The following is a 23,147-nucleotide window of genomic DNA, read 5'->3' as shown; positions in this document are numbered from 1 at the left end:
GATGCTCTCGCCGATAGGAAGGCGGGGGTTCAACGATGACGAAGGATCCTGGAACACCATGCCGATATGGCGCCGCACCTATGTCGCCACCTTTTAACCGCCATCCCAGAGCTGTGGGCCCAGGGGCCTTCGAATGTACGGTTCGAACAATAACTAACAAGAAGGAACCAAAACTCTTGACTATTGAAACGATCCACTGATAAACCTTGGTTCCAATACATGGTGGTCTACACCACGCCGATGCCAGCGGTCTCCCCAAAACGCATCACCTTCAGTCCTCGACAGAGGGTTGATTTCCGTCCTGATTGAAACGTTTCACCGTCAGACCAGTGTGGTTTGGCATACCCACGCGCCATCAAAGGAGATGTTCGTGAACTACCCCTCTCAAGATCCGCCAAGGCACGCTATTCCGGGCTCCGCCCGAATCCACACCATCCGCAGCAAGGCCGCCGGAACCGGCGCCAAGGTACTCACCGCGGCCGCCGCGGCTACAGCGATTGCCTTCAGCGGACTCTCAGTCGTCCATGCCGATACAGGTATTCCGGCAGCGGGCTCGGGATTCCATTTCGATTTCGGCCCAGGGGCCACGGAAGAGGGCTACACGCAGGTAAATGCCGCCCAGGCCTACAGCCCTGAATCAAAATTCGGCTTCACAAACACCTCCGTCACTAGCGGAGAGGACCGCGGCACCCCCGATGCTCTGCGCTCCGACTTTGTGCAGGCACAAGGAAGCAGCTTTCTGGTGGACCTGCCCAACGGGGACTACACAGTAAAGCTCATCGCCGGTGATTCTGCTGCCGCCACCAACATTGCCATTACGGCTGAAAAAATCGCCAAGGTGCAGCTCACGGACAAGCCAGCGGGCCAGTTCCTCGAAATGGAATTCCCCATTTCCCTTGTTGACGGACAACTGAACCTGGACTTCAGCGGAACTGCCGCCAAGATCAACTCCCTGGTCATCTCTGCCCGCGCACCACGCACCGCCACGGCCGATCCGGGCGTCTACCTCGCTGGCGACTCAACTGTTCAGACCTATGACCCCGGCTTTGCGCCCCAGGCCGGATGGGGCCAGATGATCGGGCGCTACTTCGACGAAAAAGTCGCGTTCTACAACCACGCCATCGGTGGCCGCAGCTCCAAGAACTTCATCAGCCAGGGCCGCCTGGACGAGATCCTGAGAGTCATCAACCCCGGCGACTACCTGATGGTCCAGTTCGGCCACAATGACGCGACCGTAGGCGTCGATGATCGCTACGCCTCACCGGCCGACTACAAAGAGTACCTGCGCACCTATGTCAATGGAGCGCGGCAGCGCGGCGCAACTCCTGTTCTGGTGACCCCGGTGGGCCGCCGTGACTTTGACGAGGCCACCGGTAAATTCAACGTCAGCTTCCCGGAATACGTTGAGAAGATGAAGGAACTGGCCGCCGAGGAAAACGTCGCGCTGGTTGATCTGTCCTCCCTCAGCCGCGCCTACTACGACGAAATCGGCCCGGAAGCCACCAAATCCGTTTTCCTGCACGTCGACGCCGGGGTCTACCCGAACCGCCCCAACGGGACCGTGGACAACACCCACTTCCAGGAATACGGCGCAATCCATATCGCCCGTCTGGTAGCCGGTGGCGTAAAGGGACTTAACGTTCCCCTTGCCCCGAGGGTCAAAGAAATAACGCCCCCTGCCGCCGTTCCTGCCAAGCCCGCCGGCCTGGTCGCGGGGAGTGTTTCGAACGCTGGCGCCCTGCTCAAATGGCAGCCCGCTGAAGGCGCTGACATTTACAAGATCTACCGGAAACTGGCAGCAGAACCGGACTCGGCATACAAACTCGCAACAACCTCCACCGTCCCCACCACGAATCTTGCCGGGCTGGCCGAAGGTACTTCTTACACGGTTCGCGTCACCGCGACGAACGGAAAGGGAGATTCCGAACCCAGCGACCCCTTAACGGTCACTACCAAAGAGGCCAAGTATCGTTTCGATTTCGGCCCGGTCGGTGCCCCTGTGGAGCCGAACTACACCGAGGTGAACCGCACCATGGCCTACAGCAAGGAGCGCGGCTTCGGCTTCAAGGATCTCTCGGTCCTCTCTGACCGGGACCGCGGCAGTGTCACCACCGCACTGCTCCGCGACTTCGTGCTCAGTGGCTCCAGCTTCGAATTCCAGCTGGACGTCCCCAACGGCACTTACGCGCTGAAGACCTATCACAGCGACTGGATCGGCTCGACCCGAACGGACGTCGCCGCAGAGGGGAAGGGTTATGGCCAGGTTTCCTCCAGCCGGGCCTCTTCCGCCACAAAGATCATCAACCAGGTCCTCGTTACCGACGGCCAGCTTAACCTGACCATCAGTGGGTCCGGCCAGAGGCTGAACGGGCTCGAAGTGACACCCCTGCTCATCGGACCGACGAACCTGCGGGCAACAGGCATCGACGCTGCTGCCGAGCCTCCCGCCGTCGAACTGGCCTGGGATGCGTCAGGGGACGCCGCAAGCTACCGGGTTTTCCGGCAGGCATCTTACGAAAGCCAGCCGACTCTGGTGGCCGACAACGTCTCCACCCCCGGATTCAAGGACATCACGGCCTTCGCCGGGCTCCCCTACAAGTACCACGTCACCGCTGTTGACAACACCGGCCTGGAGTCCGTTCCCTCGAACGTTGCGGACGTTTCCCTGACCGACCCGAACACGCCTGTGCCGGCTGCCCCTGTGAAGGTAGACGTTAAGGGCATTGAAAAGACCAGCGTGAGCCTGAAGTGGCAGAAAGTCAGCGGCGCTGCCGCCTATCACATATACCGTTCGACGTCGGCGGAAGGAACCTTCAGCTTTGTGGGACGCTCCAGCGAGGTGGACTTCACAGACAATACGGTGCTCACCACCATCAAGTACTACTACCGGGTATCCGCCATCAACAAGGGCGGGGAGTCCGCTCTTTCCCCTGTGATCGGCACAGAGAAGGTCACCATTGTGAACCGTCAGATGGAGAATCTGGACCGTGCACCTGTTGCCGTGCTGACCGATCAGGGAGTACGGGTGGGCTGGCGAATGCTCGGCCGGGACCCCCAAAGCGTCGGCTTCCATGTGATCCGTGACGGCGTCCAGCTAACGGTTGACCCCGTCAAGGACAGCACAACGTATCTGGATGCGGCGGGCACGGCGTCATCCAGGTACGTCATCAAGGCAGTGGGTAATGGGTCTGATCAACTGACGGCGGAGTTCACTCCCCTGGCTCACGAGTACCTGGCCATCAAACTCGACAAGCCCGCCAACGATTACACCAAGGACGGCCAGCCGTACAGCTATTCGGCAGGCGACGCCACAGTGGCGGATCTGGACGGCGACGGCACGTACGAGGTCATTCAGATGTGGTCCCCGTCCAACTCCAAGGACAACTCCCAGGCAGGCTACACCGGCACGGTCTACATCGACGCCTACAAGATGGATGGCACCAAACTCTGGCGGATCAACATGGGTGCCAACATCCGGGCCGGGGCGCACTACACGCAGCTCCTCGCCTACGACTTCGATGGCGATGGCAAAGCCGAAGTCGCAATGAAGACGGCTGACGGGACGCGGGATGCCGCGGGAACTGTGATTGGAAACCCCAACGCCGATTACCGCAGCAGCACCGGGTATGTGCTGACTGGGGATGAATTCCTGACCGTTTTCCACGGCCAGACCGGCACCATCATGGACACGGTCAAATACGATCCGCCCCGGGGTGACGTCGCAGCCTGGGGTGACGGTTACGGCAACCGGGTTGACCGCTTCCTGGGCGCTGTGGCTTACCTCGACGGCGAACGGCCGTCCATGATGTTCAGCCGTGGCTATTACACGCGCACAGTGCTCGCAACCTACGACCTGGTCAACGCAAAAATCGTCAAACGCTGGATTTTTGACTCCGACTCCGCAGGCTCCCAATACGCCGGGCAAGGGAACCACAACCTGTCCGTGGCGGACGTGGACGCCGACGGCAAAGACGAGTTCGTTTTCGGTTCAATGACCATCGACGACGACGGCAAACCGCTGTACTCCACCCGCCTTGGTCACGGGGACGCCATCCACACCAGCGACCTGGACCCGTCCAGGCCCGGCCTGGAGACGTTCGCGGCACACGAGGACATGGGCGCAAGTGGAAACCGCGGAGCCACATTCCGTGACTCCGCAACAGGTGAAGTGCTGTGGAGCATCCCCGCGGCCAAGGACACGGGACGGGCCGCCGCGGGCGACATCGACCCCCGCCATCCCGGTGCTGAAGGCTGGGCGATCGGCGGAGACGCTGCCTGGAACTCACCTGTTGGGCAGGTGAGGTCTGCACAGGGAGAACTGCTCTCGGAGAAGATCCCGGCCGCCAACTTCCTTGCCTGGTGGGACGGAGACCTGCTGCGTGAGATTGTGGACCACGACTGGAATGCGACCTCAAACAGCGGAACACCCACCATCGCGAAGTGGAACTGGCAGACCCAGGCAAGCGACAGGTTGCTCACCGCCGCCGGCGCGAAATCCAACAACAGCACCAAGGGAACGCCGGCAATTCAGGCTGACCTTCTCGGTGACTGGCGGGAAGAAATTGCCTGGGCCTCGTCGGACAGTACAGAGCTGCGGATCTACACCACGTCCGCATCCACGGATGTCCGGCTCCGCACCCTGATGCATGATCCCGTGTACCGGCTCTCTGTTGCCAGGGAGAACATCTCCTACAACCAGCCTCCGCACCCGGGCTTCTTTATCGGGGTGGGAATGGAAACACCCGCGATGCCGGACATCACCTACACGGGAACCAGGTAACCAGGAACGAAGCTGGCAGCCCGGAAAGGCTGACATCGAAAACAAGGGCTGCCCCACCTCACGGTGGGGCAGCCCTTTTATGTCAGGAACGCGCTTGTGTCAGGAAATGCGGCTGATGTCAGAACCCGCCGCCGGCGTCGGCTGCCATGTTGGCAAACCGCGAATAGTGGCCCTGGAAAGCAACGACGATGTCCTTGGTGGGACCGTTTCGGTGCTTGGCCACCAGGATGTCCGCTTCCCCTGCCCGCGGCGACTCCTTGTCATAGACGTCTTCGCGGTGCAGCAGGATAACCATGTCGGCGTCCTGCTCAATGGATCCTGATTCACGGAGGTCCGAAACCATGGGCCGCTTGTCCTGCCGCTGTTCCGATCCACGGTTCAGCTGGGAGAGGGCAATCACCGGGACCTGAAGTTCCTTCGCCAGGAGTTTCAGCGCACGGGAGAATTCAGATACTTCCTGCTGGCGGGACTCCACTTTTTTGCCCGAGCTCATGAGCTGAAGGTAATCAAGGATGACGAGCTTGAGATCGTGCTGCTGCTTGAGGCGCCTGCACTTGGCCCGGATCTCCATAAGGGACATATTGGGGCTGTCATCGATGAAGAGGGGCGCATCGTTCATCCGACCCATGGTGGTGGCGATCTTGGACCATTGTTCGTCCTTGATGGTCCCCTTGCGGAGGTCCTGGAGGCCGATGGTTGCTTCGGCCGAGAGGAGCCGCATGGCGATTTCGTTCCGGCCCATTTCCAACGAGAACATCACAGTGGCCAGATTGTTCTTGATGGCTGCCGAGCGCGCGAAGTCCAGCGCAAAGGTTGATTTACCTACAGCAGGGCGTGCGGCGATGACAATCATCTGACCCGGGTGAAGTCCATGGGTCAGCTCGTCGAGCTCGTAGAAGCCGGTGGGCACCCCTGTCATTCCTTCGCCGCGGTGTCCCGAGGCCTCGATTTCGTCAACCGTCGACTCCATGACGTCCTTGAGAACCACATAGTCCTCGGCAGTCCGGCGTTCCGCCACGGCATAAACCTCGGCCTGGGCCTGGTTGACGAGGTCTTCAACCTCACCGTCCTGTCCATAGCCCAGCTGGACGATCTTGGTGCCTGCGTTGACCAGGCGGCGCAGCACGGCGCGTTCGGCGACGATCTCGGCGTAGTAGCCGGCGTTCGCGGCCGTGGGAACCGTCTGGATGAGTTCGTGGAGGTATGCAGGGCCGCCGATACGGTTGATCTCACCGCGCTTGGTCAGCTCATCGGATACGGTAACGGCGTCGGCTGGCTCACCCCGGCCGTAGAGGTCGATCACAGCTTCATAGATGGTTTCATGGGCAGGCCGGTAGAAGTCCTGGCCACGGAGAATTTCTACGACGTCGGCGATGGCGTCTTTGGACAGCATCATCCCGCCAAGTACTGATTGCTCAGCAGGAATGTCCTGGGGTGGTTTGCGGCTGCCTTCCGCGCTCCGAGTGCCCTCGATTGAATCCAGGTGCGTAACTGACAAAGCTGCCGTCCTCCGTAGTGCGCTGTGGGCACAAAGTTCCACAGCCGCGGGTAAACCATCTGCCCTTGGGTGCCGTGTCTCTAGCAGGCAGTCCTTGCCGGACCGTCCTCATCGGACTGTCCTGATCTGAACGTCTTCACCACACACGTGGACCCTAAGCCAGTGGTATCAGCCCGCTACGACAGTTTTGCGATCCCGCCATTGTGCGGTTATCCCCATTTGGCACAGAGTTATCCACAGAACAGCCCACAAAGAGCCAAAATAAGGCCTGCTGGAAGCCGTCCTTTATATAGGAAGACACTTTTTGGCACCCAAAATTCCGGGTATTCCGCAACGGTAGTCTGCTGGGGAGAAAGCACCAAGCGGGGCTTTGTCCACGCCTGTGGATAACCTGTGTACTACCTGTTCCTCCTTGTGCACAGCCTGTGGGGGAAGCTGTGGAAACAAAAAATCTTTGCGTGGCCTTAGGCCTCTGACCTGCGCAAACGTCAGATTGACGGTGTGGACGAAAAGTTTTTTATCCAAAGCTTCATCCACAGCTTGCATCTTGGCCTCTGGGGAAACCCTGCTGCGGGAAGGCATAGACGCGGCAAAACGGCAACCCGGAGGATACCTGCAGTTCTGCCGCGGTTCATTTCAACAACTGGTGCCGTTCTTCCTTTATGCAAGCCGCGGAATATGCTGTGGATAACACTCATCTGGCATAAGCTCTAAATATGGGCGATGTACTGCAAGTCATACTGCCCGCCTTAATTGTGGCGGCAGTTCTCTGGGGGCTCTCCACCGCCTTGAGGCCGCGGAACCCTGGCATCTCTGATGCCGAGCGTTACCAGCTGGAGCTGGCCATGCGCTCCCAGGCCCACTATGCCAAACAGGTGCAGGCTGCTGAGGCCGCAAGGGCGCGCGTGGATGCTGCAACCCGGCCCAGCCAAAACGAGCAACAACAATCGCAGCAGCGGGAAAATGCCCGGGACAGGGCCCAGCAGGTGCACGCCTCAGGTGTGAGCGGCCACGGGTATCAGGCTCCGATCCTGCCCGGCGGTCAGTTGAATCCCCACTTCGAGCTCGAATTGCAAGCGCTGGCGCGCAGCGGTCACAAGTTACAGGCCATCAAAAGGCTGCGCGAGGCCACCCGCTCAGACCTTATGACCGCTAAGAATTATATAGATCGGCTGTAGCACCATGGAATCGCTAGTGATCCCCGTCGTTATTTTGGTCGTTGTCGGAGCCGGTGTTCTGTTGGCCACCCGCGCCTGGAACCGCAGGACCCGTCACGCCTCGAACTCGGCGGGCCAGACCCTCCCTATGACCCAGCTCGAACTCGCGCGGGCGGCGGCGGCCAAGCTGACGGAGGATGAGCACCGCCGGCTCTACGCACTGATCGCCCAGGGGCAGGCCATGGCCGCCATCAAGCTCTACTACGAAGCCGCGGGAGAGGGCCTGCGCGCTTCACGGGACGCTGTGGGCGCCTTGGCCGCGCACCCTCAACCTTTCCGCCCTCCCGCCGCTGAACAGCCGCCGAGGGACGACGATGACGACGCCCCGCAGCGCTTCGCCTACCGCTACCGCGCAATCGCCAGCAAAGGTGACGTCACCCGTGAAGTGAGCAGCAACATGCTCAATGACGAAATTTACGGCCGGATCCGGACCCTGGCAAAAAGCGGAGACACGGAGGGGGCTGCGCTTGCCCTGACCCGCCACTCGGACATCACCATCAAACAGGCCCGGGAATTCATCGACCTGCTGGACGACTAGCTTCTAGAAGTCGAAGAGATCTCCGAGCCAGCCTTCCTTTTTCTTGGGCCGCCGGCGATCGTAGTCGCGGTCGTACCCTTTGCCATAGTTGCGGTCATGGCCCCGGTCGTCATAGCGCGGTTGCTCCGGCCGGTAGCGCTCCTGTGACCTGTCGTCTCTGCGGGGGTCGATGTTGTAGAGCGGCGGGGGAACGATGCCGGGCGCGGGCGCCATGGGAGCCGGCGGTGCCACGGGGGCCTGCCCGGTTCCCATCTCTGCGGCACGGTCGATGATCTTGTCCAGCTCCCCACGGTCCAGCCACACACCGCGGCACTGGGGGCAGTAGTCGATCTCCACACCACTGCGTTCGCTCATTATCAGGTCAATAGAATCCACAGGACACTTCATGTCCCCCACAACGATCGGGACCGGAAAATAGTTCAGAGGAGCGTTCAGCCTGGAACGGCCCCGTGACGGCTATGCTGTCCGGCCGCCGGAGATCCCCGCCAGAAGCTGCTCAAACGGAAGCGACTCCAGATCCTGCAAATGTCCTCCGGATGATTTCATCGCGCGGCGCGGAGCCGCCGCCAGCATTTCGGCAAACTCCGCCGCCGCCCGCTCAGTCCGGGCAGAAAGCGGCGACCCTCCGCCGCCGTCGTTTCCCCAGTCCTGTGGGCCCGCGAAGACCGCTGTGGGTGTGATCCGGGTCCGCAGATAGGTGAACAAGGGGCGCATGGCATAATCCAGAACCATCTGGTGGCGGTCGGAGCCGCCGGTGGCACCCAGCAGCACGGCTTTCCCGTCCATGGACCCGGGATCCAGGATGTCTACAAAAGACTTGAAGAGGCCGCTGTACGAGGCGCTGAAGACGGGTGATACGGCGATGATGCCGTCAGCAGCAGCAACTCCCGCCAAAACTTCTGCAAGGCGCGGCGCGGCATATCCCGTGACAAAGTTGTTGGCGATGTCCACGGCAAGGTCCCGGAGTTCGACGATGTCCACTTCGGCTGTGTACCCCGCAGAGCTCAGTTCCCGGCTGGCCGCGGCGGCCAACTGGTCAGCAAGCAGGCGACTCGATGACGGCACGCCAAGGCCTGCGGTGATAACGGTGATGTGGCGGGTTTCCACGGCTGTCTCCTGGAAGGATCGTTGGTCTACATGCGTTTGCATCTATCTGAAGAACCGAGGCCCTTAGTGTTTTATTCCGCAGCCCCGTAAAGCCGCGATGCGTTTGGCCCTCATGGACGCCACTTACTGACAAGGCCATCAAGGTCTGAAAAACTGCCATTATGGCTGAAAACAAGACCCAACCAACGCCGGAGTCCGTCGAGGATTTCCTGGAGGGGGTCGAACACCCGGTCCGACGCAGGGACGGATTCCGCCTGCTCACGCTGATGAAGGAGAACACCGGTGAGACTCCGGTGATGTGGGGTCCGAGCATCGTCGGCTTCGGCAGTTACCACTACCGCTACACAAGCGGCCGGGAAGGCGATACGGTGGCCGTCGGGTTCTCGCCCCGCAAGGGAAGCCTGTCCCTCTATGGGCTTACGTATGCTCCGGAGGCCTCCAGCCTGCTGCCCAAGCTGGGAAAGTACACCTTGGGGGCCGCCTGCCTGTACATCAACAGCCTCAAGGATATTGACGAGGACGTTCTGGTGGAGCTGATCCAGGCTGCCCACCGCCACAACACCACAGTGATGCACCAGTCGTGAACCCCGGAAATGCAGTCGCCGAGCATTAAAGCAAAGACCCCGCACCGGAACCTTGGAGGTTACGGTGCGGGGTCTTCAGCAGTTCAGGACTGCATAATCCAGCGACTCGAAAGCCGGAAGACTACTTGCCCGCGACTACGTCGAGTTCGATCACAGCAGCAACGTCGTCGTGGAGACGGACGTTGGCTTGGTAGGAACCAACCGACTTGATGTGAGCCGGCAGTTCAACCTTGCGCTTGTCGATGCGGCCAAGGCCAGCGGCCTCAACAGCGTCAGCAACGTCGCCCTGCTTGACGGTGCCGAACAGGCGTCCGGTCTCGCCAGCCTTGACTACGAGCTTGACGGGCTTGGCGGACAGTGCCGCAGCCTGCTTCTGAGCATCTTCCAGGGAAGCGTGCTCGCGGGCGGCACGGGCAGCCTTGATGGACTCAACCTGCTTCTCGCCACCCTTCGACCAGGTCAGGGCGAAGTTGCGGGGCAGCAGGTAGTTACGTGCGTAACCGTCCTTGACCTCGACAACGTCACCAGCAGCACCGAGACCGGTTACTTCGTGGGTCAGAATGAGCTTTGCCATTTTAGTTAATCCCTTTCCTTAACCGCGGCCAGCGCCGGAGTAAGGCAGCAGAGCAACTTCGCGGGCGTTCTTGATTGCCTGGGCGATTTTGCGCTGTTCCTGCACCGTGACGCCAGTGACGCGACGGGCGCGGATCTTTCCGCGGTCGGAGATGAACTTGCGCAGCAATGCTACGTCCTTGTAGTCGATGACGGTGATGTCAGCGGCCTTCAAGGGGTTGGACTTTGGTTTGGGCTTACGGAGTTCAGCCTTAGCCATCGTGGAGCTCCTATTCTATGGAGCCCGTGGATATTGATCCACGGGATGGTGGTGGTCCGACGGCGGTGGTCGCCTTGGTGCCGTTGGCACCCTGGCGGGTCCCGACGTCGGCCCTTAATGAGTGGTTAGAAGGGAGGTTCGGAATCGGGGCCGTTGCCCCAGCCGCCTGCATTGCTGACCCCGGGCGTAGCCCAAGGGTCATCCTGCGCAGCAGGCTGGTTGGCGCCCCAGGTTCCACCCGAGTTGGCACCCTGGCTTGCACCAGGGTTACCGCCGAAGCCGCCGGCGTTTCCGCCGCCGAAGCCACCCTGACCACCTTGAGCGCCGGAGCGCTGGGTGCGGTTGACCTTGGCGTTGGCGTAACGCAGGCTCGGGCCGATTTCATCGACCTCAAGCTCGATAACGGTGCGCTTCTCGCCTTCTTTTGTTTCGTAGGAACGGCTCTTCAAGCGGCCGGAAACGATAACCCGCATGCCCTTTGTCAGGGATTCTGCGACGTTTTCAGCTGCCTCACGCCATACCGATGCGCGAAGGAACAGGGTTTCCCCGTCCTTCCACTCATTGGACTGACGATCGAAGGTACGCGGAGTGGAAGCGATGGTGAAGTTCGCTACTGCCGAGCCTGACGGTGTAAACCTCAGTTCGGGGTCACTGGTGAGGTTACCGATGACCGTGATGGTGGTCTCGCCTGCCATCTACTGCCTCCTTGTTCGTTCCTGCGGGGTGAAGAAATAAGGGTGAAGCTGATTACTCAGCAACAACCTTCTGCTCTTCGGGGCGGGTGATCTTGGTGCGCATGATGGTCTCGTTGAGACTCAGCTGGCGGTCAAGTTCCTTGGCGGTGTCCGGCTTGGCGGTGAAGTTCACCACGGCGTAGATACCTTCAGACTTCTTTTTGATGTCGTAGGCCAGACGGCGACGGCCCCAGATGTCAACCTTTTCGATGGTTCCACCATCGTTGGTGATGACATTCAGGAACTTCTGAAGCGACGGCTCAACGGTACGCTCTTCGACCTCGGGGTCGATGATTACCATCAATTCGTAAGGACGCATATGTGAACCCACCTCCTTTGGGCTAAGCGGTTACGGCATTTCCGTAACAGGAGGTTCATTTGCGGTGTCATGCATGCCCGGCTCCCATAGTGGGGGCAGGGCGCAGCACAGACTTCACTATCTTAGTGCATCCGAACCGGATAGGCGATTTACCTTCGACTCCAGTTCTCTTGAACTGAAGCTGGTACTGACCTTAATACCCTGCTGAAAGCCTTCGAAAGGCTCCCCAACTGCCATGTGGATAACCCGCCGCCAACGGCCAGCCAGGGTGCGGGATTAGAGTACAGGTCATGGACTCCCCCTCCGCGGAACTTCCGGCCACTATCGTCAGGCGCAGCAGGGTGCGCTTCGTGGTGATGGTTCTTGCCGGGCTGGCGGCAGCGCTGACCACCGGACTCTCGGGGCGCTGGATCGAAGCCCCGGCCATCGGCTGGGCAGTCGCCTCACTGACCTACGTGCTCTGGGTATGGATTGTGATCGGAAGGCTTGATCCCGCGGGCACACGCTCCCATGCCATAACGGAGGATCCATCCAAGGGCGTCACCGACCTGCTCATTCTTGCCGCAAACCTTGCCAGCCTCGCGGCTGTTGCCGCCGTCGTCGTTGATTCACACCGCGGCTCCCCCAGCGGCCAGGACGTGTTGGCCGGCGGACTGCTCGCCCTGTCCTGCGTGGCACTGTCCTGGATGCTGGTTCAAACCCTGTTTACGTTGCGCTATGCAGAGTTGTACTACGATCCCGAAAAACGGGGGGACGAGCCAGGCGGGATCAGCTTCAACCAGGACCGCCCGCCCCAGTACTCAGACTTCGCGTATGTGGCCACCAGCCTGGGCATGACCTACCAGGTCTCCGACACGAACCTGGAGAGCCACAGAATTCGCGCCGAGGCACTCAAGCACGGGCTCCTGTCCTACCTCTTCGGCACCTTGATCCTGGCAACCACTATCAATCTGGTGATCGGCCTCGCCAGCTGATCGGCCGGGCAACCTGTCACGACGCCTCTTGTTTCGACTGCAGCCGGTAGGCATGCGCCCCATAAACTCCAAGGATTCTTACTTCCGAAGTGAAGAATTCAAGTTCATTAAGAGCCAGACTCAGCGGGACGTCGTCGGGGTGTCCTTCCACATCGGCCAGGAACATGGTGGCGGCAAACTCGGCCCCCACCATGTAACTTTCGAGCCGCGTCATGTTCACTCCGTTCGTCGCGAATCCGCCCAATGCCTTGTATAGGGCCGAGGGAACGTTGCGGACCCGGAAAACCAGACTGGTGACCACAGCCTCCGGCAACTCCTCACGAACGGGAAGGGGACGCTTCTCCCCGAGGACCACGAAGCGGGTGGTGTTGGTGGGGTCGTCTTCGACTTCGGTCGCCAAGACATCGAGCCCGTACATCCCGGCGGCCAGAGGCGGTGCTAATGACACTTTGGTGGGGTCATTCCAGTCCCGCACTTCGCGGGCGGACCCTGCAGTGTCTCCGGCGATAACGGGCTTCAGCCCGCGGGAACGGATGAGTTTCCGGCACTGGCCGAGGGCGTGCAGGTGGCTGTGTACTTCCTTGGCCTGTTCGATCGTGCTGCCGGGGATTCCAAGCAGATTGAAGCGGATCCGAAGGAAATGCTCTCCGACAATCTGCAGCTCGGAGTCCGGGAGGAGTGCATGGATATCTGCCACCCTGCCTGCGATGGAGTTCTCGATGGGGATCATCGCCAACTCCGCTTCACCGGCCGTGACCAGCCCAAAGGCGTCCTCAAAGCTGGCACAAGGAACGGCAAGCATGTCCGGATACATTTCCATGCAGGCAATGTTTGAGTTGGACCCGGGTTCACCCTGGTATGCAATTTTAGGAACCATAGAGCACATGCTCCCATATGCCTCGTGGGGCATGTGCGTCGAGCAGCTGCGGGCCGTGCAGCCCGCGCATCCTAAGGTTGCTGCCAGCAGGACCTAAATGCCGCTGGCAGCAACCTTCAGGCTAGGACGACGACGGTCCGGCACCAACGCTGACGTCGTCGGCTTCCGGTGCGGGAACCGCTGCCTGCGGAACCGGAGGAGCTGACTTGCGGTAGCGGAACAAGCCGATCCCGACCACTACGGCAGCGAGGGCGAGCGACAGCAGGAGAGACTCGCGGGTGGATTCGAGGATAACCATTCCGATAAGGAGTGCCACGATGCTGACAATTGCAACCCATGTCAGGTAGGGGAAAAGCCACATTTTCAGGGAAAGATCCTTGGCGGCTGCGCCCATCCGGCGGCGCAAGATCAGCTGCGATGCGGAAATGACCAGCCACACGAACAAGGCGATGGCACCGGAGGTGTTGACGAGGAACAGGAACACAGTATCCGGGGCGATGTAGTTCAGGCCAACGGTAACGAATCCCACCACAGTGGAGGCCAGAACTGCTGACGCCGGAACGCCACGGGAGGAGATCTTGGTCCAGGACTTGGGGGCGTCGCCGCGCTTTGACAGGGAGAACAGCATGCGGCTGGCGGTGTACAGGCCCGAATTAAGGCATGACAACACTGATGTCAGAACCACTATGTCCATGATGGTCCCCGCGCCGGGAATGCCGAAGAGCTCGATGACGGCTACGTAGGGACTCTTGGCAACGGACGCGTCATTCCAAGGCAGGAGGGTGACGACGACGGCGATGGAGCCGATGTAGAACACCAGGATCCGCCAGACGGTGGAGCGTACGGCCTTCTTGACAGCATCTACGGGGTTTTCGGATTCACCTGCTGCGATGGTGGCAATTTCGGCCCCGAAGAAGGAGAAAACGACGACGAGGATGCCGGCGAGCACAGCGCCCGGTCCGTTGGGAAGGAAGCCGCCATTCTCCACCAGGTTGCTCAGCCCTGGAGCGGGCACTCCCGGAACCAGGCCCAGGATTGCAGCTGCACCGAAGAGCAGGAACAGGACAATGGCAGTGACCTTGATGGACGCGAACCAGAACTCGAACTCCCCGAAGGATTTCACCGAACTAAGGTTGGTCAGGGTTAGGAGGACCATCAGGATCAGGGCCCAGATCCACTGATCGATTCCCGGAACCCAGCGGTGCATGATGGCTGCACCCGCTGTGGCTTCGATGCCCAGAACGATGATCCAGAACCAGGCGTACAGCCACCCGATGCTGAACCCGGCCCAGCGTCCCAGCGCCTTGTCTGCGTATGTGGAGAACGAACCCGTTTCCGGATTTGCTGCAGCCATTTCACCCAGCATGCGCATCACCAGGATGACCACGAGGCCGGCCGCCATGTAGGCGAGGAGAATACCCGGGCCTGCCTGCTGGATGGCGGCGCCGGAGCCTACAAACAGGCCGGCGCCAATGACACCTGCAATGGCGATCATGGATAGGTGCCGCGGTTTAAGCGACTTCGAGAGTTGCTGTTCAGCCTGCATGGGCGGTTGTCCTCGTCTTCCTGGGTTCAGTTGGAGATTTGTATCGTGGATCACATCGCTCCTACCCTAAGCGTCGGACACCCTGAAGCGATCTGTGCAGTCATACAGTCTGCTGCACTACAAAAAGGAGAAGTCCACAAGAACTTGGCCAAATAGGCATTCACTGTTGCCTGTAGGGCAATTCAGAAACGCTCCGGAAACCCGGGCCGGTCAGGCGGTTCGTGACGGCACGGTCAAACCGCTGATGACTGCCACTATTGAAGGGTTGTGGCAGGTGTCCTGAAGAAGGCCTCGGTGACGTCGGCAAGCCGCTTCGGGTCCTCCACCCCACACAGCTCGCGGGCTGAGTGCATGGAAAGCAGCGGAACACCGACGTCGACTGTCCGGATGCCCAGCCGTGTTGCCGTCAGGGGCCCGATCGTGGAGCCGCAGGGCATCACGTTGTTGGACACGAACTCCTGGTAGGGCACCTCGGCTTCCGCGCATAAACGGGCCCAGAGCGCCGCACCGGCGGCGTCTGTGGCGTAGCGCTGGTTGGCGTTAATCTTCAGGAGCGGGCCGCCGTTGAGGACCGGCTTGTTCGCGGGATCGTGCCGCTCGGAATAGTTCGGGTGCACGGCGTGGCCTGCGTCGGCAGACACGCAAAACGACGCCGCATAGGCCTGACGCCGCTGGCTCACAGAGGCGCCAAGGCCATCCGAAATGCGGACCAGGATGTCTTCGAGGACGGGCCCGCAAGCACCTGAACGGGACGCCGACCCGATCTCCTCGTGGTCGAAGGCCGCAAGCACGGCGATGGGCGCCTGCCCGTTGGTGCTCTCCGGCGAGACGGCGTGGTTGATCAGGGCCGTCAGTCCGGCGTGGGTGGCGGACAGGTTGTCCAGTCGCCCGGAGGCGAAGAACTCCCCCTTTGCGCCGAAAACCGCGGGTTCCTGCGTGTCTGCAATAACGACGTCGTACCCGCCGATCTGCCCCGGGTCCACCGTCGTATTGCCAGCAACATTCCCGGCAAGGAGCGCGAGGATGTCCTCTCCGTTCGGCTCCCCGAGCCCGAAGACGGGATTCATGTGCTGTTGCTTGTCCAGGGTCAGTCCGTCATTCGCTGAACGGTCCAGATGGATGGCAAGTTGGGGAAAGCGAAGCAAGGGCCCTGTGGCCGTGAGGTGAAGCGTTCCGTCCAGCATGACCAGCCGGCCCGCGAGCCGCAGCTCCCGGTCCAGCCACGAATTCAGCAGCGGCCCCCCATAAACCTCCACCCCTGCCTGCAGCCAGCCGAACCTGCCCGTCGTGGGTTTGGGCTTGAGCTTAAAGGAGGGCGAATCGGTATGGGAGCCCAGGATATTGAAGGCCGTGGTGGGTCCCGAGCCGGCCGGAGTCACCCAGGCGATCAGGGCGCCGTCGCGGATCACATAGAACTTGCCTGCGCCGTTACTTTCAGAGCCCACGGCATCCCAGGCTGCCAGCTCGTCCAGGCCGGTGAACCCGGCTTCGTCCAGGCGGCGGGCCGCTTCATGGACGGCATGGAAACTCGACGGCGACGCCATGACGTACGCCGCAAGGTCCTGGATGTGCTCGGCGGCGCTGGTTTTGGAAGGCATGCCGTCGAGTCTATCCCCGCCAATATCTCCGCCTAAACCGTCACGTTCAGGCCTGCCGCATAACCCGCTGATACGGACCCGCCCATGGTGGCCAGTTGATGGATTCCTCCGTCGTCCCCGAAGACCATGTCCGATTGCAGAGTGGTGCTGGGGAAGTTGCTGGCACTGGTTTCGTAACCCGCTGAAGCATAGACCTCGCGGCAGGCGGCGTCCGTGAGCGCGATCTGCGAGACCGCCAGCACCTGCCCGGCGGCGGTTGCGTTGCTCATGGATTCAAAAACCTCAAAGTGGATGTGGGGCCAGCGGCCCCTGTAGGCGCCGGGGAAGATGGTCTTGAAAGTGACCTGCCCATTCGCGTCGGCCTCCTGGACGCCACGGAGGTAATTTTCGTTTTCCAGCCCGGAGTCGTACATGGAGTACTTGCCGTCCCGGTCGCAATGCCAGGCATAAACGGCAGCACCCGCCAGCGGGACGCAGCCGTTGGAGTTGTCCAGGAGCGTCATGGTGACGGTCAGCGGGACGCCGTCCACCTTTGTGGTTGAGGTTCCGAAGCTGGAGCTGATGTCCTGCCGCACCACGCCGGAAGCCTCCAGGACATTGGGGCCATTGGAGCCATCGCCAGGGTAAGGACCTGCCGTTTCGGCCGGAATCTCCACCCCGCATTCGGCAATTGCCCTGGTCAAGGTAGGTGAGGCGGTGGCCGTCGCTGTGCCGGCGGGCGCCGTCGTCGTACTGGTTGCGGTGGCAGTCGCTGTGCTGGTGCCACCAGCGGTTGATCCGCCCGGTGTGCACGCGGCCAAAGCTGCCGCCGCCGTACCCGCGCCAAGGAAAATACCAAGGGAACGGCGGCTCAGGAGTGTGGAGAGATCGAATTCCAGGCCTCGGTCGTGATTCGGATGAGGTTCGTGGGGTTGGGGGAGGTTGTCCATGGGTCAATAGAACCTTCCCCGGCTATGCACTGCATAGACCGTTCCTGTGCTTCTGCTGTGCTCCAGGTTCTCCAGGTGTTCCCCGGTGTCCCTGGGTGTTCTCAGTAGTCAGGGTTGCTTGGCACCACAAGTCCTGTCTCGTAGGCGTAAACAACTGCCTGGACGCGGTCCCGCAGATGGAGCTTAGTGAGGATACGCCGCACATGGGTTTTCACAGTGGCTTCAGAGAGGAAGAACTTCCGGGCGATCTCAGCGTTGGAAAGTCCCTCTGCCATGGACTCCAGCATTTCTGTCTCACGGGGCGTGAGGTCCTCCAGCAAGGGGTCGCGCTGCGGAGCGGTAACCTGCTCATGGCCGCCGCTCGCCTGCCCCGCAAATGCCGTTCCATTGCCGCGGACATAGGTTTCCAGCAATCGTTGCGTCACCCGGGGCGCCACCACTGCATCGCCGCTGGCCACCACTCTTACTGCGTGGGTCAGTTCTGCCGGAGCCACATCCTTGAGGAGAAAAGCCGACGCTCCCGCCTGCAATCCGGCGAAGGCATACTCGTCCAGATCGAAAGTGGTCAGGATAATCACCCGGGCATTCGAACCGGACGTCGAAATTGCACGCGTTGCCTCGATCCCGTCCAGCACCGGCATTCTCACATCCATAAGGACCACATCGGGTTCCAGGATCCGGACCTGCTGGACCGCCTCTGCGCCGTCTGATGCCTCGCCCACAACCTCAAGCCCATCCTCTCCCTCTAGGATCAGGCGGAAGCCCATCCGCAGTAAGGGCTGGTCATCCACCAGCACAATCCGTATGGCACTCCTGCCGCTCATTTGATCCCCTCGTCAGTCATGTTCAGCACTGCCCTCACGCTCCAGCCACCGGCTGCCCCGGGACCGGCGTCCACCTTTCCGTTGTAGATTCCTGCACGTTCCTTCATGCCTTCGATCCCCTGGCCGGTCCCGGACTGGCCCGACGGCACGCTCCCCTTACCGTCGTCAGTCACCTCTATGGTCACCCGGGAGCCGTCCCGGACAATGTTTGCATCCACCCGGCCTAAGCCTCGGCCATAACGGAGCACGTTGGTCAGTGATTCCTGCACTATCCGGTAGACAGTGAGTTGGAACGCCGCGTCAGCCGGAAGCGCCGGCCCTGTATGCGAGAAATGCAGCGGAAGTCCGGCCGTACGGAATCCGTCGAGGAGTTTGCCCAACGTGGCACTGCCCGCCGGAGGTTCGCGGGGAGATTCCTCGGGCCCGTCGTTCCTCAAGACACCCAGCACACGGCGCATGTCTGCCAGAGCCGTCCTCCCGGTTCGGGACAGCTCACCGAGAACCTCACCGGCTTGTTCGGGACTCCTTTTAACGGCGACGGCGGCACCGTCCGAAAGGGTGACCATCACCGTCAGGGAGTGGGCTATAACGTCGTGCATTTCCCGGGCTATCCTGTTGCGCTCATTGACGGATCCGAACTGGGCAGCCCGCGAGGCCCACGCCGCAATTTCCTGCTCGTGGAGGCGCCGCTGCCGGACGGAAAAGCCGATGCCGGCAGCAATGACGTTGGAAAGGGTGATGGTGATGCCGGCCACCAGGCTGACCAAATGCAGATCATTCCCTGCCCCTCCGGCGTTTTCGGGAAGGGGGCCAACCAGCATCAGGAAATAGACCAGGGAAAGGGGCGTCGTTGCCAGGGCCAGCGCCACAAGGGCAAAGCGGCGGGTGTGGGCAACAGCCAATGCATAGAGGGCGAACCACAATCCTGCAGAGACGTTCGCTCCCCAGGGATGGAGCATGGTGATTGCCACTTCAAGTATCGCCACCACAGTCACAACCATGGCCGGCTGATCCCGCCGGGAAAGCAGCACCACGGCAAGGGTGCCCATCAGGGCAATACCTGCCCAGTCGCCGTCGTTCGCGGCTTCAACGATGGTGGGTGTCACCAGCAGCAGGTAACCGGCAGCGACCAGGAGGTCCACCAAGCGGGGCCGCCCATGCAGGTAACGCCGCAGGCGGCCCCGGCGGCGGGCGGTAATCTCGGCAAAGGACGCGTCGACGTGGGTGGTCGACGCGCCCTTTAGCTGGGTTATTTCACTCATACGCTGAACCGGTGCTGGCTACACGTCGCGTTTCTTCAGCAGCAGCACGGCCAGGACCACCGGAACAACAACCCAGGCGCCGAGCACCAGGGCGGCCTGCCAGACTTCGAGAGTGCCCGGCTCATGGTTCACGGCCGTCATGGGACTGACAGTGTTGCCCGGGAGGTACTTCCGTATCTCCTTGGCAACGTCGCCTTGAATGATTTCGAGGGCAATCGGAGCCACAAAGAACAGCCCGACAAGGCTCATGATGCCGCCGGCGGAGTTCCGGATAATGCTTCCCAGTGCCAGACCAATAGCAGCCACCGCGGCGACGTAAATGCTGCTGACCAGCAGGAGCTTCACGGACTGGGAACTGGCGAGGTCAAGTTTGAGGTCGTAGGAATCCAGGATGGGAAGGGCAACGAGTCCGGCCAGGAACGAAGATACGGCTGTGAGAAGGAAGGAAGCCACCAGCACGACAATCAGCTTGGCTGCGAAGGCAGGCAGCCGCTTGGGCACGGCGGCGAACGTGGAACGTGCCATGCCGGTGGTGAATTCGGAACTCATCAGCAGCACGCCCAGCGAGCCCAGGATCAATTGGGCAAAGGCGATGCCGGAGGTGGGCACGGTGATTGCCAGGTCCCCTCCTTGGGCTGCCATCGCCGCAGCAGCCTCCGGGTCGCGCATGGCCTCCTCTGCAAAAGCTCCGGTTCCCCAGCCTGTCAGGGCACCGAAACCCACCATTACAAGCAGCGTGCAGGCCAACAGGATCAAGGTGGATGTGAGGGTACGGAACTTTATGAACTCGGAATTCAGCACCCTGAAGAAGCTCGGGCCCGGTCCGATGCCGGCAGCAGTTCCGCGGCGGCTCGGCGTTGATGAGTTCGGCGTTGATGAGTTCAGCGTGGACGTGTTCAGGTTTGATGTGCTCATGGCTCAGTTGCCTCCGGCCTGAACGGGAGCAGGGGCTCCCGAAGTGATCAGCGAGTGGTATTCGACCTCGTCCTTGGTCAGCTCCATATAGGCTTCCTCGAGGCTTGCCTGCAACGGCGTGAGTTCGTAAATCATGACCCGGTTCTCGAGTGCAATGCGGGCGATCCGGCGCGGATCAAGCCCGGTGACCTCCAGCAATTCAGGCTCTTGCACCTGGATGGAGACACCATCCCCGGCCAGAATGTTCATCAGGTGCTCAGGTTGGTCGGTCCTCACCCGGGCCCGGCTCTGTCCCTTGCCGTTGATGATCTGCTGGATGGGAGCATCGGCGATGATCCTGCCGCGGCCGATGACAATGAGGTGGTCGGCAGTGACTGCCATCTCGCTCATGAGGTGGCTCGAGAGGAACACAGTCCGACCCTCCGCGGCCAGGTATTTGGCGAGGTTGCGGACCCACACCACGCCTTCGGGATCAAGGCCGTTGACCGGCTCATCCAGAATGACGGTTTGGGGATCGCCCAAGAGTGCAGCGGCAATTCCGAGGCGCTGGCCCATGCCCAGCGAGAAGCCCTTGACCTTCTTCTTGGCCACGTCGGACAAGCCGGTCATTTCGATGACCTCGTTGACGCGCTTCCTGGGGATGCTGTGAGTGGCTGCCATGGCGAGCAGATGGTTGTAGGCGGTGCGTCCTGTGTGCACAGCCTTGGCGTCCAGCAGAGATCCGATCTCGCGCAGCGGGGCCACGTGTTTGGCGAACGGAACCCCGTTCACCGTGACGGAGCCCGACGTCGGCCGGTCAAGTCCCATGATCATTCGCATGGTGGTGGACTTGCCTGCCCCGTTGGGCCCTAGGAAGCCGGTGACCCGGCCTGCCTCGACCGTGAAGCTGACAGCGTCGACGGCGGTTTTGTCGCCGTAGATTTTTGTCAGGCCTTTTGCTTCAATCATGGAAGCTTTCCTTTGCGTAGCAGGTGGATGCAGGGTGCGTTGGGGTGCACCCTCCACGCTACCCATGTGGCGCGGGAAATTCGCCGGTCTCAGGGATGATTCAGGGGAGAATCAGGGTAGTCCGATCGGATGATCCTTCAGGCGGTCCTTCAGGGCTCGGGGGAGTAGTACCGCAGGGCACCGCGACGCACCGTAAACTCCACGCTGCGAACTCCCGGAATGACCTCACCGTCCACGGCCAGAGTCAGCGGGCTGCCGTTGGCCACAACCCTGATCCTCGTAGCCTCACGAAGATGGGTGATTTTCGACGTCGCCACTGTCCCGGTGAGAATTGACCACAACAGGCGCAGCCTGGCGAATGACTCATCGGCAGTAATTAGCCGGAAGTCCAGCACGCCGTCGTCCAGCACCGGACGTACCAGGGGAGCGTGGTCGCGGGGGAAGTACCTGCCGCGGCCCACGTAAAGCATCCAGAGCTTGTGGCGAACCCCGTCCACAAACAGTGTTGTGGGGGTGCCGGCTGCGAATGTCCGCAGCATTGCGACTACTCCTGCGAGCGGTTTACCCATGCTGGGCTGAAGATGCTCCCGGCGCCTGACCATATCGGGATACAAGCCGATGCTTGCAGTATTCAGCATTGTCAGCTCAAGGCGCTGGGGGTTGCCAGGCATCCCGCGCTCCACCACAACGTGGCCCACATCCGCAAGTGCTGCCTCACCCTTTTCAGCGGCATCCAACGCCAGGGTGAGGGTGGAGGTCCCGGCATCGCGGGCGAAGTGGTTGAGAGTTCCGCCGGGAAGCACCAGCAAGGGCAGCTTCTCGGCCACCCCGTACGCAGCGGCGGCGCCGACGGTGCCGTCTCCGCCCCAGACGCCCAGGGCTTCCGTTCCGGAGTGGGTGGCCACAGCCTGGATCGCAGCAATCAGGTCGTCGTCATGACTGATTTCTCTTATATACGCTGAGGGGAATACTTTTTGCAGCGCCGCTACTGTCTCCGGACCGTAGGATCCGCCAAGGGTGTTCACCGCGATGCTAAGACCCTGTCCACTTGAGATCTTGGGTGCGTGAGTGCGGTTTCGCCTCGTGTCAGGAAATGGTGGCCTGACAGGCCACCATTTTCGGGTGATAAGGGCGGCTCCCACTCCGATGGCAGATCCGAAGATCACATCTGACGGCCAATGGGCACCTGTATGCACTCTTGAGTATGCAACGCCGGCAGCGACGGGAGCCAGTGCCGCTCCTATGACGGGATGGACGAAACCAGCCCCCACAGCGAAGGCCGCTGCTGACGCTGAATGCCCGGACGGCATAGAAGAACTCGTCGGTTGCGGATGAACGAAACGAAATACCGGCAGGTGCTCCGGCAGTGGCCGTGCGCGGGGCAGCAGGGTCTTGAAGCCGACGTTGGTCACCGTTGAAGCCACGCCTTGGGCAATAAGGCCATGAAGGGCTGCACGACGGGGCTTGCCCTTGAGGATCGCGAGGACAGCGGCGACGGCGAACCACAGCTTCCCTTTGTTGGCCGCCGCGGACAGCCGGCGGAAGAAGTCGTCGTGTTCGCCTCCGGGGAAACCCGAAACAGCCCTAACGAGTGCCCGGTCCAGACGCGCAATCCTTCCAGGCCCCCTCCTCAGCATCCTTCGCATTTCCCCACCCTACAACCGA

General features: G+C 61.3%; 21 protein-coding genes. 5 read left to right on the top strand and 16 right to left on the bottom strand.

What is annotated here, in order from left to right; genetic code table 11:
* The first annotated feature begins 370 nt into the window (after positions 1 to 370).
* Positions 371 to 4,780: a rhamnogalacturonan lyase family protein gene (locus tag MU551_RS23295; protein ID WP_308198291.1), complete on the top strand. Its 4,410-nt coding sequence runs from the start codon at positions 371 to 373 to the stop codon at positions 4,778 to 4,780.
* A 118-nt stretch (positions 4,781 to 4,898) separates the two neighbouring features.
* On the opposite strand, the gene dnaB is transcribed toward MU551_RS23295, so the two are convergent.
* Entirely contained in the window at positions 4,899 to 6,278 is a 1,380-nt protein-coding gene (gene dnaB / locus MU551_RS06635; RefSeq protein WP_247041818.1) for a replicative DNA helicase, read from the bottom strand.
* A gap of 716 nt (positions 6,279 to 6,994) precedes the next feature.
* Between dnaB and MU551_RS06630 the strand changes: the two genes are divergently transcribed.
* Together MU551_RS06630 and MU551_RS06625 are read left to right on the top strand one after the other, a co-directional pair.
* Entirely contained in the window at positions 6,995 to 7,456 is a 462-nt protein-coding gene (locus MU551_RS06630) for a hypothetical protein (RefSeq protein ID WP_247041816.1), read from the top strand.
* Between the two features lie 4 nt (positions 7,457 to 7,460).
* Positions 7,461 to 8,033, top strand: coding sequence for a hypothetical protein (locus tag MU551_RS06625; protein ID WP_247041814.1), 573 nt, complete (start codon positions 7,461 to 7,463; stop codon positions 8,031 to 8,033).
* Positions 8,034 to 8,036: 3 nt separating this feature from the next.
* Here the strand turns inward: MU551_RS06625 and MU551_RS06620 are convergent, their stop codons facing one another.
* Positions 8,037 to 8,420: a TFIIB-type zinc ribbon-containing protein gene (locus MU551_RS06620; protein ID WP_247041811.1), complete on the bottom strand. Its 384-nt coding sequence runs from the start codon at positions 8,418 to 8,420 to the stop codon at positions 8,037 to 8,039.
* A 69-nt stretch (positions 8,421 to 8,489) separates the two neighbouring features.
* Positions 8,490 to 9,140 carry an FMN reductase gene (locus MU551_RS06615; protein ID WP_247041809.1) on the bottom strand — a complete coding sequence of 217 codons (651 nt, stop codon included), beginning with the start codon at positions 9,138 to 9,140 and terminating at the stop codon, positions 8,490 to 8,492.
* Positions 9,141 to 9,301: 161 nt separating this feature from the next.
* Here MU551_RS06615 and MU551_RS06610 point away from each other — a divergent pair, with 161 nt between their 5' ends.
* Positions 9,302 to 9,724, top strand: a complete 423-nt coding sequence (locus tag MU551_RS06610; protein WP_247041804.1) for a DUF1801 domain-containing protein — start codon at positions 9,302 to 9,304, stop codon at positions 9,722 to 9,724.
* 121 nt (positions 9,725 to 9,845) lie between these two features.
* On the opposite strand, the gene rplI is transcribed toward MU551_RS06610, so the two are convergent.
* The 4 genes from rplI to rpsF form a co-directional block, all read right to left on the bottom strand.
* Positions 9,846 to 10,298, bottom strand: a complete 453-nt coding sequence (gene rplI, locus MU551_RS06605) for a 50S ribosomal protein L9 (protein ID WP_050057159.1) — start codon at positions 10,296 to 10,298, stop codon at positions 9,846 to 9,848.
* A gap of 18 nt (positions 10,299 to 10,316) precedes the next feature.
* Positions 10,317 to 10,556 carry a 30S ribosomal protein S18 gene (rpsR, locus tag MU551_RS06600; RefSeq protein WP_003800144.1) on the bottom strand — a complete coding sequence of 80 codons (240 nt, stop codon included), beginning with the start codon at positions 10,554 to 10,556 and terminating at the stop codon, positions 10,317 to 10,319.
* 125 nt (positions 10,557 to 10,681) lie between these two features.
* Positions 10,682 to 11,251 (bottom strand): single-stranded DNA-binding protein, encoded by a 570-nt coding sequence (locus MU551_RS06595; RefSeq protein ID WP_247041803.1) that lies wholly within the window; start codon positions 11,249 to 11,251, stop codon positions 10,682 to 10,684.
* A gap of 52 nt (positions 11,252 to 11,303) precedes the next feature.
* Positions 11,304 to 11,609 (bottom strand): 30S ribosomal protein S6, encoded by a 306-nt coding sequence (gene rpsF / locus MU551_RS06590; protein WP_050683795.1) that lies wholly within the window; start codon positions 11,607 to 11,609, stop codon positions 11,304 to 11,306.
* A gap of 290 nt (positions 11,610 to 11,899) precedes the next feature.
* Here rpsF and MU551_RS06585 point away from each other — a divergent pair, with 290 nt between their 5' ends.
* The gene (locus tag MU551_RS06585; protein WP_247041802.1) at positions 11,900 to 12,583 is read left to right on the top strand and encodes a DUF1345 domain-containing protein; all 684 of its coding nucleotides are present in this window, start codon (positions 11,900 to 11,902) and stop codon (positions 12,581 to 12,583) included.
* Between the two features lie 16 nt (positions 12,584 to 12,599).
* Here the strand turns inward: MU551_RS06585 and MU551_RS06580 are convergent, their stop codons facing one another.
* The 9 genes from MU551_RS06580 to MU551_RS06540 form a co-directional block, all read right to left on the bottom strand.
* Entirely contained in the window at positions 12,600 to 13,460 is an 861-nt protein-coding gene (locus tag MU551_RS06580; protein WP_247041801.1) for a prephenate dehydratase, read from the bottom strand.
* Between the two features lie 121 nt (positions 13,461 to 13,581).
* The gene (locus tag MU551_RS06575) at positions 13,582 to 15,006 is read right to left on the bottom strand and encodes an amino acid permease (protein ID WP_247041799.1); all 1,425 of its coding nucleotides are present in this window, start codon (positions 15,004 to 15,006) and stop codon (positions 13,582 to 13,584) included.
* 254 nt (positions 15,007 to 15,260) lie between these two features.
* Positions 15,261 to 16,604, bottom strand: a complete 1,344-nt coding sequence (locus tag MU551_RS06570; RefSeq protein WP_247041790.1) for a M18 family aminopeptidase — start codon at positions 16,602 to 16,604, stop codon at positions 15,261 to 15,263.
* Positions 16,605 to 16,636: 32 nt separating this feature from the next.
* Positions 16,637 to 17,533, bottom strand: a complete 897-nt coding sequence (locus MU551_RS06565) for an intradiol ring-cleavage dioxygenase (RefSeq protein ID WP_247041788.1) — start codon at positions 17,531 to 17,533, stop codon at positions 16,637 to 16,639.
* A gap of 101 nt (positions 17,534 to 17,634) precedes the next feature.
* Entirely contained in the window at positions 17,635 to 18,357 is a 723-nt protein-coding gene (locus MU551_RS06560) for a response regulator (RefSeq protein WP_247041786.1), read from the bottom strand.
* Positions 18,354 to 19,619 (bottom strand): sensor histidine kinase, encoded by a 1,266-nt coding sequence (locus MU551_RS06555; protein ID WP_247041785.1) that lies wholly within the window; start codon positions 19,617 to 19,619, stop codon positions 18,354 to 18,356. The genes MU551_RS06560 and MU551_RS06555 overlap by 4 nt, the downstream gene beginning before the upstream one ends.
* Before the next feature lie 18 nt (positions 19,620 to 19,637).
* A complete protein-coding gene (locus MU551_RS06550; RefSeq protein WP_247041782.1) occupies positions 19,638 to 20,534 on the bottom strand; it encodes an ABC transporter permease in 897 nt (298 codons plus the stop codon).
* Positions 20,535 to 20,537: 3 nt separating this feature from the next.
* Positions 20,538 to 21,482, bottom strand: coding sequence for an ABC transporter ATP-binding protein (locus tag MU551_RS06545; protein WP_247041780.1), 945 nt, complete (start codon positions 21,480 to 21,482; stop codon positions 20,538 to 20,540).
* A gap of 149 nt (positions 21,483 to 21,631) precedes the next feature.
* Positions 21,632 to 23,128, bottom strand: coding sequence for a bifunctional phosphatase PAP2/diacylglycerol kinase family protein (locus tag MU551_RS06540; RefSeq protein WP_247041778.1), 1,497 nt, complete (start codon positions 23,126 to 23,128; stop codon positions 21,632 to 21,634).
* Positions 23,129 to 23,147: the final 19 nt, after the last annotated feature.

Origin of the sequence: Arthrobacter rhizosphaerae, from assembly GCF_023062595.1 — a bacterium.
GTDB lineage: Bacteria > Actinomycetota > Actinomycetes > Actinomycetales > Micrococcaceae > Arthrobacter > Arthrobacter rhizosphaerae.
This window is presented reverse-complemented; position numbering and strand designations above follow the sequence as displayed.